At 36.4% G+C, this 17,567-nt stretch carries 9 protein-coding genes; 4 read left to right on the top strand and 5 right to left on the bottom strand.

Annotated features, from left to right (window positions below; all coding sequences use genetic code 11):
• The first annotated feature begins 206 nt into the window (after positions 1 to 206).
• Both BM141_RS06070 and BM141_RS06065 read left to right on the top strand, forming a co-directional pair.
• Entirely contained in the window at positions 207 to 2,489 is a 2,283-nt protein-coding gene (locus tag BM141_RS06070; RefSeq protein WP_091541790.1) for a 7TM diverse intracellular signaling domain-containing protein, read from the top strand.
• Between the two features lie 80 nt (positions 2,490 to 2,569).
• Positions 2,570 to 4,621 carry a tetratricopeptide repeat-containing sensor histidine kinase gene (locus tag BM141_RS06065; RefSeq protein WP_091541787.1) on the top strand — a complete coding sequence of 684 codons (2,052 nt, stop codon included), beginning with the start codon at positions 2,570 to 2,572 and terminating at the stop codon, positions 4,619 to 4,621.
• Positions 4,622 to 4,640: 19 nt separating this feature from the next.
• Here BM141_RS06065 and BM141_RS06060 read toward each other — a convergent pair whose 3' ends face one another.
• From BM141_RS06060 to BM141_RS06050, 3 genes are all read right to left on the bottom strand, one after another.
• Positions 4,641 to 7,931, bottom strand: a complete 3,291-nt coding sequence (locus BM141_RS06060; protein ID WP_143090823.1) for a DUF1553 domain-containing protein — start codon at positions 7,929 to 7,931, stop codon at positions 4,641 to 4,643.
• 95 nt (positions 7,932 to 8,026) lie between these two features.
• Positions 8,027 to 8,767 (bottom strand): hypothetical protein, encoded by a 741-nt coding sequence (locus tag BM141_RS06055; protein ID WP_143090822.1) that lies wholly within the window; start codon positions 8,765 to 8,767, stop codon positions 8,027 to 8,029.
• 22 nt (positions 8,768 to 8,789) lie between these two features.
• The gene (locus BM141_RS06050; RefSeq protein ID WP_091541777.1) at positions 8,790 to 10,391 is read right to left on the bottom strand and encodes a M1 family metallopeptidase; all 1,602 of its coding nucleotides are present in this window, start codon (positions 10,389 to 10,391) and stop codon (positions 8,790 to 8,792) included.
• Positions 10,392 to 10,538: 147 nt separating this feature from the next.
• Here BM141_RS06050 and BM141_RS06045 point away from each other — a divergent pair, with 147 nt between their 5' ends.
• Together BM141_RS06045 and BM141_RS06040 are read left to right on the top strand one after the other, a co-directional pair.
• On the top strand, positions 10,539 to 13,280 hold the full coding sequence (locus BM141_RS06045; protein WP_143090821.1) for a vWA domain-containing protein: 2,742 nt from the start codon (positions 10,539 to 10,541) through the stop codon (positions 13,278 to 13,280).
• A 70-nt stretch (positions 13,281 to 13,350) separates the two neighbouring features.
• Entirely contained in the window at positions 13,351 to 13,785 is a 435-nt protein-coding gene (locus BM141_RS06040) for a hypothetical protein (protein ID WP_091541770.1), read from the top strand.
• Positions 13,786 to 13,830: 45 nt separating this feature from the next.
• Here BM141_RS06040 and BM141_RS06035 read toward each other — a convergent pair whose 3' ends face one another.
• Together BM141_RS06035 and BM141_RS06030 are read right to left on the bottom strand one after the other, a co-directional pair.
• Positions 13,831 to 14,376: a DUF4178 domain-containing protein gene (locus BM141_RS06035; protein WP_091541767.1), complete on the bottom strand. Its 546-nt coding sequence runs from the start codon at positions 14,374 to 14,376 to the stop codon at positions 13,831 to 13,833.
• Positions 14,377 to 14,492: 116 nt separating this feature from the next.
• Positions 14,493 to 17,345, bottom strand: a complete 2,853-nt coding sequence (locus BM141_RS06030; protein ID WP_177217279.1) for a CHAT domain-containing protein — start codon at positions 17,343 to 17,345, stop codon at positions 14,493 to 14,495.
• Between the last annotated feature and the right edge of the window lie 222 nt (positions 17,346 to 17,567).

Raw genomic sequence — 17,567 nt, 5'->3', positions numbered from 1 at the left:
ATAGCACACCTACGGTATTAGTCTGAAAGTCCAATGCTTACATAAGTTTTACACAGGAAGTGTCAGAGAACAGGGACTTTGGAGTAATGAAAATTTCAAAAACACTTTTGATGGAGTATAACTCGCGAAACTCCTAAGAAAACACTTGGTAAAACTACTCATTTTGTCAAGTGTTTTCATTAACTTGCTTTCAGAAACAATATTTCATGGGAGTAAGATTTTTTCATATTATACGCATACTACTGCTAATGCTCGTTAGTTGCCCAATCACGGCACAGGACTTGCTTATCTTGAAGGATAGCAAAATGGTCTTTGATATAGCTAAGAACGTTAGTGTTTATGAGGACAAAGCCAATCGTTTAGACATTCAAAAGATTTTAGCTAAGGAAATACAAAAACAATTTAGAAAAAATGAAAAAACTGTTATTGCTTTTAACTTCTCCTCCTCCTGTTTTTGGATTAAACTAAGCCTGATAAACAGCACTAACGAACCTCTTGCTTTGCAGATTAAGAATATTTTATTAGATACTATTCAAGTTTTTGTGGTTGAAAATGAGCAGGTAATCCTCCGCAAACAGGCAGGTTTGCTGATTCCTTTTCGTGAGAGAGATGTAAAAACTAACTATTATATTTTTGACCTTCCCTCTTCCCAGCATTCAATTTATGATATTTATCTCAGAGTAAATAGTCGATTGCCAATTGAAGTCTTTGCTTCCATAGGCTCAAGAGAGGTTTTAGGCGAGCAGAGTGCAGAAAATAAATTCTTACAAGGCATTTTCTTTGGATTCGTAATATTAGTCATTCTTTATAACCTGTTCATTTACACCATAGTCAAAGACATAGGGTATTTGCTTTATGTTTTTAGTTGTTTTTTTACAGGCTTGTCCAACTTTTATATGAAAGGTTTTCTGTATCAATACCTGTTCCCTGAATATCCCTCGCTAAACTCTTTCATCAATTACAATAACCTTATCTGCCTTGTCGTTATTGCCAATATTGCTTTTGCTATGCAATTTTTGCGAATTAAGCGTTACTTTAAATTTTCCTATTACATAGGAATCTCTTTGATTTCCTTCTTAGCGGCTTTAATCCTTTTAAACTTAATTGGTTTTCGCCAGTTCACCTTCATCAGTAGTCAAATTATTTTTCTCTGCATAGCTGTTTTAGGCGTTTACGTTCCTTATTATATCTACAAAAAGGGCTTTCTCCCTGCTCGCTTTTTCTTATTGGCATGGATAGGGGTGATTTTAGGAGGGGTGATAGACGTACTTAAAACTAATCAATTTCTCCCGACTAACATATTTACCAACAATGCTTATCAGATAGGCACGGCACTGGAAATGTTGCTGCTCTCTTTTGCCCTAGCTGATAAAATCAATCTCTACAAAGAAGACCGCCTTAAAGCTAAAGAGGAAAATCTGAATTTGATGCAGAAAAACTTAGAACTGGCAGAGAAAAATGTGTACTTAGTCCAAGAACAGAATGTTATCTTAGAAGAAAAAGTAAAGGAAAGAACCTTAGAACTACAAATAGCTAATCGGGAGATTTTAGAGCAGAACGAGGAACTTCATGCCCAAGAGCGAGAACTGATGATAGCTAATCAAGAACTTATCAAACAAAAAGAACTAATAGAGCAACAGAACGAAGAATTACATCATACCTCTTATCGTCTCAATACAAGTTTGCGCTATGCTAAACATATTCAAGACTTGATTCTGCCAGGCAGAGAGAAATTAACAGACTTTTTCCAAGAAAACTTTGTCATCTACTTGCCCAAGGACGTAGTTTCTGGAGACTTTTATTGGTTTGTTGAACTGGGGTGGGATAAAAAATGGAAAAAAGAAAACCAAAGTTTGTTAGAAAGTATTAATCCTGAATTTTTGACACACAAAGCGGTTTTAGCGATGATAGACTGCACGGGGCATGGCGTACCTGGTGCGTTTATGACCATGATAGTACATACCTTGTTGCATGAAATCGTAGAAATCAAAAAAATTAACAATCCTGCTTTTATTTTGAAAAACTTACATACAGGCATTAAAAACTTACTCAAACAATCTGAAAGCAAAAATACTGATGGTATGGATATGAGCGTTTGCTATTTTGAGAAAGATGAGAGAAAAAAAGAATATAAGATTACTTTTGCAGGGGCAAAAGGGCTTACTTTTTATGGCAAAGACCAAGAAATAGTACAATTAGTAAGTGAGAAATATTCCATCGGCGGGAGTTTGAGAAAAGAAAGAAAATTTACTAACCAAACTATTACCCTACCAGAGGGAACAATGCTCTACTTGGCAAGCGATGGCTACATAGACCAAAACAACGCAGAGAGAATGAAATACGGTAGCATCAATTTTAAAAAACTATTGAATCAAATACATCATTTACCTTTACAAGCACAACAAAACATACTCATTGATACCTTAAAACAACACTGCGGACAAGAGGAACAGAGAGATGATATTTCTATCGTAGGGATTAAACTATAAATACTCGTGGAGGGTAAGTAAGTCCTTCGGTCTAATTTTTGACATAAACGTGATTATTACATTCTTTCACACATAGCCTAATGAAATACTTTTTTTCCTATCTATTTTTCTTTTTTATCTACTTCGGTAGCTACTGTCCTACCTTTGCACAAAATCAAAGAGCTATAGATAGCTTAGAAACCTTATTAGCTAACCCGCAGTTAGCTGATACCACAAAGGCTAAGATGTATATTGATTTATCTATTTTATACTATGCCAATAACTTAAACAAAGCAATAGAATTAATTAAAGAAAGCGAAAAATTGAGCAAAAAGACGAATTATCTAAGAGGGGAAGCCCTTGCCTTGCATTGGGAAGGTATTTACGAATCTATGCAAGGGAGCAGCGAAAAATCTATTCATGCCTTCTTACAATCTTTGGAAATCAGCGAAAAAATCAACTATCCTACAATGAAAGGAGCAAATTTAGCCCGCATTGCAGACATCAATAGAGAGCAAGGAAACTACCAAAAAGCTTTAGAATTAGGCACAAAAGGCATAGAAATACTTAGAAAAGTTCCTGAAAAACTATATTTGCTTCATGCCCTACACAGATTAGGAACATTATACAGTGACCAAAATCAATTTGAGACAGCCCTTTCTTATTATCAAGAAGGATTAACCATCGCTAAGGAAATAAAAGCCTCTAATCAGATTTCTTTATATTCTTTTCAAATTGCTAATGTGTATTTTAAGCAAGCTAAATATAAGGAAGCATTGGAGTATTTAGAAGAAGGACTTAGCATTAGCCAGAAAAATAAAAACTTGATTCAGCAGTCAAGAATATTGAATCTTATAGGAGAAATCTATTTGAAAGAAAATAATACCAAAGGTTCTTTGGAGTATTTTTACAAGGCACTGCCTTTGGCAAAGCAGGCAGATGCCACTCCTGATTTGAAAAATACCTATTGGGGATTATATCAGAGCCATAAAAAATTAGGAAGGATAGACAGCACATTATGCTATTTAGAATACGCTACAAGCCTAAAAGATAGTCTTTACAATGTAGAAAAGAATAGAATGGTTAATTTTTTCCAAGTAGATGCTGAAATAGAAAAGCAGAAAATAGAATTAGAAAAAAAGCAAGTAGAAGTAGAAAATAGGACTCTACTTCTTTACTTGGGAGGAATATTCATTGTTTTTATTACATTGATTACGGTGATTCTTTTTTATAGTAATCAAAGGCAAAAGAAAGCAAATAGCCTACTCTTGAAGCAAAAAGAAGAGATGTTCAAACAAAAACAGCAAATAGAAAAGCAAAATATGAGCTTACAATCCCTCAATGAGGAAATCAGCCAACAAAAAGAAGAAATAGAAACTCTTAACAACCAGCTTGAGCAACTCGTACAAGACCGCACTAACCAACTTAAAATTACAGTAGATAATTTATCCAAACAAAACCAAGACTTAGCTCAGTTTTCTTATATTGTATCTCACAACCTTCGCTCTCCTGTGGCAAGAATTTTGGGCTTAATCAATATCTTTAACGAAAATAAGTACGAAGATGAATTTAATAAGCAAATCATTGCTCATTTGAAACAAACTACTTCAGAGTTAGATACCGTCATCAAGGATTTGACGCAAATCATTGCGATAAGAAATAGTCTGGACAAAACCAAAGAAAAAATCAATCTGTATGAAGTTTTGCATCTTACCCAAGAGGTACTCAAAGATGAAATTCAAAAAACAAATGCTGAGATTATAGCCAATTTCCAAATCTTTGATTACATTTATTCTATCAAATCTTATGTGCAGAGCATTATTTATAACTTACTTTCTAATGCAATCAAATATAGGTCAGAGAAAAGGAAACCGCTTATTATACTTAAAACAGCACTTGTAGGCAATTTTATCTGTCTATCTGTACAAGACAACGGCTTAGGCATGGATTTATCAAAAACCGATACCTACAAAATTTTTGGCTTGTACCAACGCCTACACGACCACGTAGATGGCAAAGGCATGGGGCTTTTTTTAGTAAAAACGCAAGTAGAATCGCTTGGAGGAAGTATAGAGGTAGAAAGTCAGTTAGATGTAGGAACTACTTTCAAAATTTATTTTCCTAATAATCAAACTGATACTTCCATAGGGTAAGCCACGTTTTTAATCCAACTTATCCCTTGACCACTGCCTCGCTCATATTAAAAATCGTACTTGCCACTATGCTCATCGCCGCCAATTCTGCTGAGTTGAGGTTCGTATTTACCCTATACTCACCTACACTAATGAGTGCCTTAGCGTTTTGAGGATAGCGTTTGAAATTAGCTAACTCCTTGTCATAGAGGCTTTTTAGCACTTCTATTTCCTTGTCAGTGGGCATACGCGAGGTAGCACTACGGAAAGCATAGATGAGGCGTTTATGGGTATCTTTTTCTTTTTGTATGATTTTTTCTGCAAAAACTCGTGCCGCTTCTATGATTTGAGGGTCATTTAGCAAGACCAAAGACTGCAAAGGTGTATTGGTGCTTTGCCTTTTGACTACACAAATGTTGCGTTCCGAACCGTCAAAAGTAATCATAGCGGGAGGCGGCACAGTGCGTTTCCAAAAAGTATAAAGACTGCGGCGATACAAGTCCTCTCCATGTCCCTGTTCGTAAGCTACTACTCCCCTACCTGAGGTAGTAATCTCAAAAATGCCCTCAGGTTGGTAGGGCTTCACAGATTTGCCCCCTATTTTTCTGACTAATAAGCCACTCATTGCCAAAACATTATCGCGCATCATTTCCCCCGTCAGCCTTTGATTAGGTGCGTGGGCAAGCAAGATATTTTCAGAGTCTTTCTCTTGGATTTTAGGGTCTATTTGCGAAGATTGCTGATAAGTAGCAGACATTGCCATAAGTTTAAGCATCTTTTTGATGTCCCAGTTGGTTTCTTTCAGTTTGATAGCCAGCCAATCCAAAAGTTCGGGGTGAGAAGGCAAAGCCCCTTGATTGCCAAAGTCTTCTACCGTATTGACTAAACCGCGTCCAAACATCATTAACCACAAGCGGTTAGCGTAAACCCTTGCCGTTAAGGGGTTTTTATCATCAAAAAGCCACTGTGCTAAGCCTAAGCGATTTTTAGGATAATTACTTAAAGGTAAAACATTTTCAGGAGTGGCTGGAGATACTTGCTTATCTTTTTGTGGTGCGTCATACTGTCCGCGATTAAGTATAAAAGTAGTTCTGGGCTTTTCCAAGTCCTTCATCACCATTACCTCTATGAGAGGATGGCGTATCTGTTCCTCAACCTGCCTTGCTTTTTTAAGTGTTTCTTTTTGACCAATATAGATTTTATCATAATTGTTTAAGTAATAGTCAAAGGAGTTTAAGTTTCCAACATTAGCTTTTGGATTTGCATGAGTCAGAAACTCATACTCCAAGTCGGAGAGTTTCCTTCCATAAATTTTTACCTCATCAATCGCAATGATTTTATTGTTCAGACCCTCAAAATTGCGTTTCCCCACTTGCAAATCCCAATTTCTTGCATTCTCATCTCGATTATAGGTTTTGATTGTACGATACAAGTGATTGATTTCTATATTTTTATCTATTTTTTTTCCATTGATAAAAAGTTCTATACCCTCTGCCCTGCTTGAGCCGTCATAACTCATGCCTACATGCACCCACTCATTCATAAGTATTGGAGATTTTGCTTTGACGACCAAGCAGTTATAAGGATATAAGTGATTGATTCTTACATATAGCGTGTCCTCGGTTACAGCGAGTTCGTAGCCTCTCTGCCCGTCGTTAAACTCCTCTATTTTGGCAATAATAGGCACATCTTTTTTCTTTTGAGTGAGTTTGACATAAGCCATGAGCGAAAATTCATCACTGCGTTCAAAGTCCCCTGACAGTTTGCCCAAAGCCACCAAATTATCTCCGTCAAATTGGAAGGCTTTGCCTATTTTTCCCTCGACTAATTGAAGCGTTTTTTTGCCATACACCGTGCCTTTAATGGTTTTATCTGCTTTGTTGGGAGTGATGGTAATGGACTTAAATTTCTTTTCTCTCTCATCAAAAAACTTGTCTTGGAGTGTATCTTCAAAGGGCAAATAAATAAGCAAGTCTTTTTGTAAGTCTTTGGCAAGAAATAGATTAGGGTTAGCTATGAAGTTTTTTTCCCAAGTCTTAAAATCACTCTCAGCTTGTTTTTTTCGCTCTGCCAATTTCTGTGCTTGCTCACGAATTGCTTGCTGTGCTGCCTTTAATTGCTCTTTGACATTGTTGCTCATGATTTCTAAGGTGGGACCGGGCGTACCTTTGTAAGGAATCCAGCCTGTTTCTGGTGTGGAATTGAAGAAAGCATAAAGTTGATAAAACTCTTTTTGCTCAATGGGGTCGTACTTATGGTCGTGGCAACGCGAACACTCCACGGTTAGCCCTAAAAATGCCCTACCTAAGGTATTGACCTTATCGGCTACGTACTCCACCCTATACTCCTCGTCTATGATTCCACCCTCTTGGCTTTGGGCATGATTTCGGAGAAAACCTGTGGCTAAAATATGCTCGTCAGTAGCATTAGGCAATAAATCTCCTGCCAACTGCCACGTTACAAAATCTTTATAAGATAAGTTTTTATTAAACGCCTGAATGACCCAGTCCCGCCAAGGCCACATATCTCTCGGCATATCATCTTGATAGCCATGTGTATCAGCATATCGAGCCACATCTAACCAATCCGCCGCCATGCGTTCTCCAAAGTGCGGCGAAGCAAGCAATCTGTCCAATACTTTTTCATAAGCATTAGGAGAGTTATCTTGCAGAAAATCATCTATTTCTTCTACAGTAGGGGGCAGACCTATCAGGTCAAAGCTTGCTCGGCGAATCAATTTTTCTTTGCTCACCAAAGGCGAAGGTTTAAGTCCCTCTTTTTCTAATTTTTGCAGAATAAAATTGTCAATTTCATTTTTAATAAAAGAAGTATTACTGACCTTTGGGACTTCGGGTTTTTGAGGAGGAATAAAAGACCAGTGTTTTTTCCACTCTGCCCCTTGCTCTATCCACTTGCCAATCAAGGCTTTTTCGTATTCATTGAGTTTCAAGTTAGATTCAGGAGGTGGCATCATCTCCTCTGGATTCGTGGCGTTGATATGATAAAAAAGCCTACTTTTGCCCAAATTGCCTTTGACGATGGCATATCTGCCCTTACTTTCTGGCAGTTCGCCAAATGCTCCTTCTTCTGTATCTAACCGCAAACCTGCTTTTCTTGCATTGTTATCAGGACCGTGACAAGCAAAACAGCGGTCAGAGAGAATGGGTTTGATATGAAAATTGAAATCTACTTTTTCAGGGAGAGCTATGCCGTCGACTATCTCAGGAATTTGGCTTTTTTGCTGACAATGGGTAAAAAGGAAAAGAAAAGCAAGGGCAAAGGCAGGCATGATATACGTGCTACGCATGAATACGAGCAGAATAGACTTCATCGGTTTCATATTTACTAAGCAGATAATTATTTATTTTTCAAACGATTGCTTGAATTTAAGAAAAATTTTTGAAAAAGTAAATGCAAAGATGATTTTCATTTTATAGGGTTATACTTTTGTTCATCTTCGCTTTTTTCTGCCTCCAAAAAGAAAAGTAAAGGTTGCTCGCTATCAAGGCTGATTTGTGCATTTTTTTTAATATGTTGATTGATAAAATATGCTCCACCCATACCCAGCAAGGCAAATACACCTCCTACATGCATGATAATGCTATCTAAAAAGTAAAACACAGAGAGTTTGAGGCTAATTTTCATAGCGGTAGTCAGCAATTTGAGCAGAAAGACACCTCCAATGACGGCACTGCCTATGTACAAAGTGGGGAAAATTTGGTTTACTTTATTTAGTATTTTCACTTTGACTGTTTCATAGACAAAAACTTTGACTTGCCGATAGGACTTGATTCGCTCCAAAAGTTCCTTGATGAAAGGTTCAAAGTATTCTTGCTCAGTAATAAACTCGTTCGTATTGTTGTGAAGTTTATTGTCTATTTTCATGTTTTTGAAAACAAACTTGTTGGTCTTTTTAGTAATTTTTTCCCTTGCCAAAATAGTTAAAGAGTAAACAAACTTATGCTTAGAATTTTTAGGCTGATAGTTCAAGGTTTCTTTTTTTAGAATTACCTCTTTAAAGTCTTGATAATCATATCTTTCTTTGACTAAATACGGAATCTGCTCCCAGCCTGTGAACTGAAATCTAATTCGCTCTACTATCATTTGCTCTTGCCTCAGTACGAAGGTTTTAAATTTTTCTTTGAGTTCTAAGTGAAAGTCTTGCATATTTTTACTGATTTCCAATTTTTTATTCTTTTTCCATCAAAATCCAATTTTCAGGGTCAATGACTACTTTTAGAATCTCCTCATTAGTCGGTATGGTCAAAGTCGTTTCTCTTTCTTTCAAAAAAACTTTTTCTTTGTAGATAAGTTCACCGTTATATTTATATACACAAAGTTCTGGGGAGAGAGTAAATATATCTGCTTGTTTTTGAGCAATTTTTATCTTTACTTGTTTACTCTTTTTGTCAAACTCCCACATAGTTTTAATTTTTGGGTGTCCTGCTTTGTAAAGCCATTGTTTGAAAAACCAATCCCAATTTTTCCCTGAAACCTGCTCTACTATCCGTTGGAAGTCCTCCGTAACAACGTTTTGATGTTGAAACTGCTCATAGTAGGTGCTAATACTTTGCCAAAATAAAGAGTCACCCATTTCGTATCTCAAGGTATGAAGCACGCAAGCCCCTTTTTGGTAGGAATTGGTATTAAGTATTTCATTCAAATCGTTGATTCTCTCAAAAACAATAGGCAGGTCTGGGTGACTTTCATAGAATAAAACGACTTGATTTTGAAGCCTTTTCATGCTTTCTTGCATGGTTTTTTTTCCTTTTTTATGCTCCATGTAGAGTTCTGTGAAGTAGGTAGCAAAACCTTCGCTTATCCACACGTGCTGCCAACGTTTTTCAGAAATAGCATTGCCAAACCATTGATGAGCAACCTCATGAGCTATTAGCCGTTCTATTTGCTCTGATTTCGTGCCTATAATGGAGTTTTCATAGTAGAAAATATTGCTTGCATTTTCCATTCCCCCATATTTAGTTTTAGACTGCACGTTGGCTAATTTTTCATAAGGGTATGCACCTATCCGACTTTCAAAGAACTGCAACACTTCTTTTGCTAAGCTATAATCTTCAAAACCAGCTTCCTTGTTTTGTGGATATACCCATGACTCTATAGAAATCCCCTTGTAAGTATCTAAAAAGTTTATAGCAAAACGCGCTACTCCTATGACCATGACTTTGGTAGGGATAGGGACTTCGGTTTTCCAATGCGTAAACTTCAAACTATCAGATAAATAGCTTTCTTCTACTTTCCTTCCATTGGCTATTACCTCGTAGTGTATGGGAGCGGTAACTTTGAACTCACAAGTGGCTTTGTCAGAGGGGTGGTCTATGGTTGGTAGCCAGTGATGCGCCCTATTTGCCCAATTATCGCCAAAGAAAGTACGCTCTCCATATTTGTTCTTGCTGATAATCAAGCCGTCAGCAGGCTCACCTACATAAACAATTTCAAAAGTTCTCACTTCGTCTTTTTGGCTTGCCTTGTCTAATTGTATGATAAGTTTTTCTCTTTCTTGGGAGAATGAGAGCAGGCGACCTTGTTCTTTGACTATGCTTACTCTCATGCCTTTTCCATTTTGTTGGCTTACTAAGTCAATTGTAAGTTGTTGTAAGTTACCCTCTTTAAACAAAATACTTATCAAAGTTTGCCCTTTGATTTGATTATTTTGGTCGTTAAGCTGAAGCTGAAAGACATAATGCTTTACGTCTATGGGCTGAAAGTGATAACGGTCTTGGGCAAAAATGTGAAAACTTATTAGCCCTAAAAATAATATGATGTAATATCTCATCTGTTTATATTTGATTTGCGTTGTAACAAATAGATAATCGATTTGACGATTATTTGTAAATTTAGGAATTTGCTAACTGCAAAAAAAATCATTAATTTTAAATCTTTACAGATTTTATATAGCAGGAGAACCGAAAACTTTAATAGTATGCAAAAATTTAGCTTTTTATGTTTTATTTTTCTTTCCATGAATGTGTTTGCCCAAGTAACTCCAAGCACACAAAAAGCACTCAACAATCAGATGGCTTTTATTAATCAAAGCACCAAAGAAGTACAAAGCATGGTTAAAAGCTTTCAAGATTTTTACCAGTCTTTGAATAGTGCAAAAAAAGACAAAAGAAGAACATGGCTCTCTTACAAATGCCCAAGCCAACTTGATGCCTACTATTATGAGCAGGCACAAGACAAAAGTGGAAGTATCGGCACTCAGTTAAAAACACAATCTGAGAAATTTCGCAAAGCCTTAGAAACTGTAGATGAAAAATGCAAGGCAATAGAAGTTTATGTTCGCCTGAAAGACTATGAAAAAGACAACTTAGAAGGAGGATTCAAGCTAATCAGTGATATTCAACCGCTTGTGTTAGATTTTAGAAAAGTAAAAGAAGAATACGAAAGTAAAATCCAAGAAATATATCAGAAATCTAAGACACTCTCGCCTAATCCTGCTTATGTCCAATGTGAAAAAAATATGCGGACTATCTTGGAAAAAGACAAAAAACTTATCAATAGCCTGACTTGCAATTTCAACGAGGATATTCACACAGGCTGGGCAAAAGAAGAAATCCAAAAGAACATCAATGAAATAGATATACTTCTTGAAGAAATCCAAAAGAACACTCCTAAAATTAGCTATCCTGCCTCCTCCTATTATTCATCTTTTGTGAGCTGTGCCTTAGATTTCCAAAAAAACAAAAAATACACAATTGACCAATATAATTTTGAAGCACAGCAATCAGACAAACACGCTAACGATGCCTATTGGAGTTACATCAACTATTATGACGGTTGTATAGCTTCCTTTTTCAATTTATTTGTTGATTTTACGGAAGCAGGCAATCTTTTTCCTTTGAAAGTTACGAATATCGCCCCTACTTTTGAGATAAAAAACCAATCCGTAATAGTCGACAGCAAAGCCAAGTTTTTCCAAGATATTCCTTACCAAGCTTTTGAAGTAAAAACACAGAATAGTGCAATCTCGCCTGCTCTCAATAACTCGCTCAACAAGTATATAGATTTTATCAATGAAGGAATAAGGCTATGCAATAATTTGCTAAGGAGTTTAGCTAATCAAGACGTAACACTAACCAATTTTGATGACAAAAAGACTTTTTACTACTACAATAAAGACCTCCAACTTCCCCAAACACTATTCCAAGAAACTTTATTGGCAAATAGGAATCTTCCTGAAAATACCAAGAAATCAATTAGTTCGCAGGCAGAAGTATTGTTCAGTATCTTGAAAGAAATGAGTGAACTCAACCAAGAGGTTTATCTTTTCGCCAGCAAAAAAACCTTTCAAGCACAGGGCTTCAAACGCTTGGAAGAGATAAGAGATAGGTACAAAATACTGTACGAAACTTTTGATAAGTACAAAGAAAGGCTTTTTTTAGATTTGAAAAAAATCTTTGATTCGTACAAATTTGCTGATGCTCAAAACTCATGGACAAAGTCTTATTTGGTGATTTCGGAAGTAGTGCAAGATGATAAAGACCTGCTCCTGATTGCTAAAAAGTATTTTAAAGGAGAAGAAAGCAACCCCATTTTCAATACAGATAAGCTTAATACAAGCATGAGAAGCCTGATAGCCAATGAGTTTACCAATATGAAAGGCATAGAGCGAATAGGACGTAATCATGGACTTTGCCCTTACAATCCTTATGAGGATGTAGGGACTTACTCTCAGCAGTTTATGGAATATCCTAAAAGGCTGAATAATAGCAAATACGAGGATTTTACTTATAAGTACAACAGTATTGTTTATGAAAAAAATCGTTTTGTAGATTTGGCTAAAATTCCCTTACTCAAAGAGCCTTTGGAAATGGATTTGTTTTTACTCAAAGAACCTTACAAAAGAGAAACAAGAACGCAAACGCAAGTACAAAATACGCAGCCAACTATCACCAAAACAGAAGATAAGCCTCAAACAAAAACTGAAAAAGTAGAAACTAAAGGCGTGGAGGCTGAGTCTACCAAAGTAATAGCTAAGAAAGAAAAAATAGATACAGTGAAAGTGGAAGTGATAAAAAAAGAAACTGTTATCGTCAAAGAAACAGTGATTAGGGATACGGTCTATATTCGCGATACGATTTACTTGGAAAAACCGCCTCCCGTTACCAAAGACTTTTACACTTTGGAAGGTTACGCACCTAATAACTTGGTTTTACTTTTGGACGTATCGAGTTCTATGAATGCCCCCGACAGGCTTCCACTTTTGCAAACTTCTGCTAAAAAATTAGTCAGCTTGTTTAGAGAGGAAGATGAAATAGCGATTGTAGTTTACTCGGGAACGGCACAGGTTATTTTACCTTCCACCTCAGGCAAGGAAAAAGCAAAAATTATTAAAGCCATAGAAAGTTTAGAACCAAGAGGGAAAACAGATGCCAACGCAGGTTTGACCTTAGCCTATAAGGTAGCAAATCAGAAATTCAAGTACGCAGGCAATAACAAAATCATCTTAGCCTCCGATGGAGAGTTTGGATTGCGACCCGTGGTCATGGACTTAATTGGGCAAAATGCCAACGCAGGTATCTCCTTGACTATTTTTAAGTTTGGAGAAAAACCAACGCCGAGCCTTAAACAAATTTCTGACAAGGGCAAAGGTAATTTGGTTAGTATCACTTCGCAAAATGCAGAAGCATTTATGATTAATGAAGCAAAGAAGAAGAAGTAGAAAAGTTTGATTAAAAATAATATTTGTTAGATTCTTGTAATTAAATTAGTACAATTAAAACAAAACTCCTATGATAAAAGTATTTGAAAATCAATATGCTGAGTTATACGATATGAGTGATGAGATTCCTCATGTATTATTTGGACATTGGCGAGGCTTCTGGCAGCTGAGCGACAAAGATGCGATGGAAGCCTTACATTTTCCTTTGAATTATGTCAAAGAAAAAAATATCAAAATTATGCTCACAGATTACAAAGACTTAGAAGTTGTCCCTGAAGAAACTAATCAATGGCTTTTGGACTATTGGTTTCCTACGGTAGTAGCCAATGGATTAAAGGCAGAGATAGTACTGGACGCAGGAGAGCTGATAGGGCAGATTTCTGTAGAATTTATGTATGAAAGTGTGAATAAAGAAACAGGACTTATTACGCCCAAAGTAGCAACTATAGAACAGGGTAAGGAGATGGCAAAGTTGCTCTTGGAAGAGTGGAAAAACAAGGCGTAATATTCCCCGCCTGTAAGGTTTTACTAATCTTACAGGCTGAGGTCATTATCTTGGTAAAATATTGGTAATTACGTTTTCTTCCTCTACAATTCCTACCGAAGCCTCGAAATCCCCCTCGTCCCATTGGTGAATGAGCAAGATTTTGGTTTCGCTATCGTCAAAATATTCCCATAAGATTACTTCAATAGAATCTTCGTCTTCCAAACTTCTGAAATAACCGGGGCTTTCTCTTTCTCTGTAAAAAGTAATGCCTTCATAAGTAATTTGAGAGGGAGGTTTCTGATAATCAAGCAGGTGTTGTTCTACCTCCTCCCCTAATTTGGCAAATTTGATTTTATTTGTAAAGGTGCAATAGACTTTTTCGCTTTCCTCGATAAACATATAAGCTGTATCGGCACCTGATTGGATTTTATATTCGTAGGTAAAAATATTATCGCCCCAGTCATACTCGAATTCCTCTACTACTTCCCATGTTTTTCCCTCATAATCAAATAACCAACCTTTGCGTATATCAATAATTTTGATGTTAGTAGGGTCGTAATGTATCTGTTCTTCTTGGTTTTTTTTCTTGAAAATGTCTAAGAATCCCATATCGTTGTTGAGTTAAGTTCTTTTTGATTAAAGTCTAAAATGAAGACTTGAAGTGTAAAAATAAGTGTTTTTTCTCAATTACAAGCGAAATTTCAAGGGATTTATTTAGAAAAATTTTATCTCCCTATCAGTACAAAAGGCGACCAATAATATACTTCTAATTCTTTTTTATTAGGGTTGGCATTGACTCCTTCTTCTATCATTTTCAGTTTGGCAAGGCGTAAGGCTTCTGTTTTGTTTTCTCCTTTGAGCAAAAAACTGTAAAAATCTAAGGCAAGCCTTGCAGTCGACTCATCTGCTACCGACCAAAGAGAAACAAGTAGGTTTTTAGCCCCTGCGTACAGCAAAGCCCTTGATAATCCAATAATTCCTTCGCCTTTGGCAACCTTGCCCAAACCCGTCTGACAGGCGGAGAGAATGACCAAATCTGCATTGAGTTCTAAGCCATAAATCTCTCCTGAGTGCAGGTTGCCGTCTTCCATTGCACCTACTTCTAAGAGGCTTTTTCCCCTTTCTCCTGTACTTTCCTGTGTAAGCACTAAGGGAGTCTCACTTGGTTTGGCAAGAAAAATTTGAGAAAGTTCGGGGTTACTCTCATTGACGATGCCATGCGTCGCAAAATGTATGTAACTAAATTCTTTCAAAATCCCCGACTTTATCAAGCCTTCATTTGCCTTATCCTTAGTAAAAATACTGCACAAACCCTCACCAAACAAACCCTTGATGCCCTCGACTTCCTTTTCCGTAGCAGGGAGGTCGTTTAGCCCGCTGCGACCATAAAAATTGATAGGAGCGCATACAAAGATTTTTTTATAATTATTTTCACTGCCAGAGTTTTTGCTTTCTATTTGCATTCTTTGCTGAAACAAAGTAGCAGAGTAAGCATAGCTAATAGCTTGTTTTTTAATTAGATACGGTAAATTACTTACTTCTATATTCTTAGGGTCTTTGATTTCTACCTTGCTGGTAAGCAATGCCTCAAAGGGAATAGTGCCAAGTCTGCCGTCAGGGATAACTACGATTTGCTTTTTACCTGCAAACGACTTGGGAAAGAGTTGCTTATAGAGTGCATGAGCTGTAGGAATAAATTTATCAGGCACTTTGTAGTAAATAGTGTTACGCATTAGGCGAATTTTAGTATCCCAATCGCTCAGTTTGGGTAAGTCAAAGACTTCAAAGCTATTTTGGGAAATCGCAAAAATATATAACCTTCCGCTTTTATCTCCTATGAAATAACTTAGTAAAACTGTTTCATTATCAATGATTTGTTGCAAACTTTTTACATCTGCGATTTTGACGCTATACTTCAAGTTGTAATATTCAGGAAAGTTTTTTTCTAAGTCTTTGGAAAAATTGTCATACTGTCGGTTAAGTTCAAAAAGTTGATTTCTAAACATGACCTCTTCGGAAGCACTGGGTTTGCTGGCTAATTTTTGCTCTGCGTAGGCAATGTCTTCTTTGAGTTGCTTTTCTTTGTCTATCAGGTTTTTAGGGATTTTTGCAAAGTTTTTAGCATTGGTTTCGGAGATAGACTGCAAAAGAATGTATGATTTACTTTTTTCTGCGAAATTAAATGCTTTTTGTCTATACAAATCCTTCTTCAGGACTATCAAACTCATTCCCAAACTCACTCTGATAGCATCTTCGTAAACCTCTGCCGCAATTTTTCCCAAAGCAACTTTGTCATTTTTGTTTAGTGCGGTTTGTCGCATCTTGTCGATAATCTTATCGCAAAGTTCCAAAGTCATTAGGGCAGTTTCTAAGTCTTTTAATTTCAATGTTTTAGCATAGTGCCAATTTTCAAAGACCTCTGCTTTTAGCCGTAAAGTATTGAGCAAAGAAATCACCTTGTAGGCTTTATCTGCACTTGGATTTTCGTAAATATTGGTGTTTTGAAACTCTGCTACATTGGCAATGAGGGCTGATTGGTAGGTTTGCAAAGCCTCTTTGAACTTACCTTGCTTGAAATAAAGAGTTCCAAGCAAATTATAAGTGTTGGCAATTTCAGGGTGCTTTTCTCCGTAGGTTTGTTTATAAATTTTTAGGGCGATTTCTTGCTTGGCAAGGGCAGCAGTATCCTTGTTTTGTATAGAGAAAATCTGACCTATCGTGCTGTAAATAAAAGCATTATTAGGGTGATTTTCTCCATAGACCTCTTTGGTGATTTCTAAAGCACTTTCCAATTGGAACAGAGCGACATCGTATTTTTCTTGAACTTGGGAGATAATAGCCAAGTTATTGTAAGTATTGGCGATTTTGGGGTGATTTTCTCCGTAAATTTCCTTATAAATATTGAGTGCATTTCTATAAAACTTTTGGGCTTGGGCAGGGTCTTCGGTACCATAAATCAAACCGATATTGTTATAAGAATCAGCGACTTCGGGGTGATTTTCTCCAAAGATTTTCTTTCTCAAATCTAAGGAGCGATTTTGGTATTCCAAAGCCAATTCATTGTTTCCTGCATTCCAATAAAATAAGCCTAAATTTTCATAACATTCTGCTTTTTCTGGAGTATTGGCAGCTGTTTTCAAAGCATCATAATGTTGCATTGCTTTTTGAAAAAACTCCAAAGCCAAATCGTTTCGTCCCTTGTTCAGATAGATTTCTCCCGTGAGGTTATAAAACTCTCCTTTGTAGATGTAATTATTTTGTTCTGAGGCATTTACTTTGCTTTGATACGTTTGTTCTGCGGAAGTAAGCAAGGCAAGAGCTTCATCAAACTTGCCTTGACGAATCAGATTACGCCCTATTTTGTTTTGCATATTCATCAGCATATTGGCATTGTCGAGTTGCAAATACACCTGTTTTGCTTTTTCCAACATTTGATTAGATTTTTCGTATTCTCCTTTTGCAAAGAGAGAATCTGCCGCAGAGAGCCAAATCTTTGCTGTTTTCTCATCTGCTTTTTGAGCAAGTAAAATATTGTTTATCAGCAAAAAATAAAGAAGTATAAAAAAAAATGTTTTCATAATTTGTGGCATTTGAGGTTTGCAGTTGTAGCTTTATTTCAACTTCCAATGTGTCTATGCTACTTTTATCTGATAAATATACAATTATTTTTGTTTTTGAGCAAATTGTGTTTAATTTGGGAAGGCTTGCCCTTATTTGAGTTTTCGCTACCTTGCGGAAGTACTTTAAAGTCATATCAATCGTTTTACTTTCTTTTTATTTTACTTAAACTTTTGAAATTC

This window comes from Thermoflexibacter ruber, assembly GCF_900113045.1.
Taxonomy (GTDB): domain Bacteria; phylum Bacteroidota; class Bacteroidia; order Cytophagales; family Thermoflexibacteraceae; genus Thermoflexibacter; species Thermoflexibacter ruber.
This window is presented reverse-complemented; position numbering and strand designations above follow the sequence as displayed.

Excerpts from the sequence above, each read along its gene's own strand:
- BM141_RS06070 (WP_091541790.1), top strand. The coding sequence starts at position 207 with ATGGGAGTAAGATTTTTTCATATTATACGCATACTACTGCTAATGCTC.
- BM141_RS06065 (WP_091541787.1), top strand. The coding sequence starts at position 2,570 with ATGAAATACTTTTTTTCCTATCTATTTTTCTTTTTTATCTACTTCGGT.
- BM141_RS06060 (WP_143090823.1), bottom strand. The coding sequence starts at position 7,931 with ATGAAGTCTATTCTGCTCGTATTCATGCGTAGCACGTATATCATGCCT.
- BM141_RS06055 (WP_143090822.1), bottom strand. The coding sequence starts at position 8,767 with ATGCAAGACTTTCACTTAGAACTCAAAGAAAAATTTAAAACCTTCGTA.
- BM141_RS06050 (WP_091541777.1), bottom strand. The coding sequence starts at position 10,391 with ATGAGATATTACATCATATTATTTTTAGGGCTAATAAGTTTTCACATT.
- BM141_RS06045 (WP_143090821.1), top strand. The coding sequence starts at position 10,539 with ATGCAAAAATTTAGCTTTTTATGTTTTATTTTTCTTTCCATGAATGTG.
- BM141_RS06040 (WP_091541770.1), top strand. The coding sequence starts at position 13,351 with ATGATAAAAGTATTTGAAAATCAATATGCTGAGTTATACGATATGAGT.
- BM141_RS06035 (WP_091541767.1), bottom strand. The coding sequence starts at position 14,376 with ATGGGATTCTTAGACATTTTCAAGAAAAAAAACCAAGAAGAACAGATA.
- BM141_RS06030 (WP_177217279.1), bottom strand. The coding sequence starts at position 17,345 with ATGAAAACATTTTTTTTTATACTTCTTTATTTTTTGCTGATAAACAAT.